The organism is Oleiphilus sp. HI0061 (assembly GCF_001635675.1).
Map to the genome: position 1 here is coordinate 1 of NZ_LWFE01001626.1, position 969 is coordinate 969.

General features: G+C 45.2%; 1 protein-coding gene. It reads right to left on the reverse strand.

Annotated features, from left to right (window positions below; all coding sequences use genetic code 11):
- A partial coding sequence (locus tag A3735_RS25120) for a GGDEF domain-containing phosphodiesterase (RefSeq protein WP_156499917.1) occupies nucleotides 1-969 on the reverse strand: 969 nt, incomplete at both ends.

The window sequence follows — 969 nt, forward strand, 5'->3', positions numbered from 1 at the left end:
TTAACTCAAAATAAATGCGCTGAGGATCGCTGTTGTTATCAGCCATTTGAGCGCTCAGAAAATCAATCAAATCTCCCTCTCGCAGGTTCAACACCGATAGATTGATTGACATATTCAAGTCCCAACCAAGCTCTTTGAGACTATTCTGGGCTTTAAGTGCATTGCTCACCACCCAGCGTGTTAATGCTTTAATAATGCCTGTTTGTTCGGCAATCTCAATAAACTCATCAGGCCTAACCAAGCCATAACGCTCATGGTTCCACCTTACCAAGGCCTCCATACCTACAACTCGATTCTCTTTAAGAGAGTATTTAGGCTGAAAGTACAAAGCCAGATGATCATTCTTGATCGCTTCCTTCAATTCAGAAACCATCATCAAGCGGCGCGCATTGTATTGATCATATTCAGGGCGATAGTAAGAAAGGTGTCGCTCAAGTGCTTCCGATGAGTCTGCAGCTACTTGGGCATGGCGCAATAAAGTTTCGGTGTTCAAACCGTGCTCAGGACAAACAGCCACACCAATTACCGGACGCAGTTCCAGACGCATCTCCTTAAACTCAATTGGTTGCATTGCCTGCTTTAGAATTTCATTTACCTGCTCTGTGTGGCTTTCCGCAAGCTCTGCCTCAACGAGCATCACAAATGAGCCTGGCTCCAAAGAACAAATTAATGCTTCCTCGGAAGGCCCCTGAAGTTTGACGATACCTGGCATATTAACCGACAATGCAGCGAAATTCTGAGCCACCTCGACCTGCATTAAATCAGTATTATGGTGACCCAAGGTACGACTGATCTCCATATAACGAAGGATTTCGATCACACAAATAGCGATCCGTTTATTCCCACGAGACTCAATAACCAAATTAGCCTGCTGCTCAAAGCAGGAGCGGTTTGGCAAGTGGGTCGTGGGATCAGATAAAGACTTGTTTAATAGCTTCTGTTCGGTTTCTCTGCGCTCAAGTTGCTCCA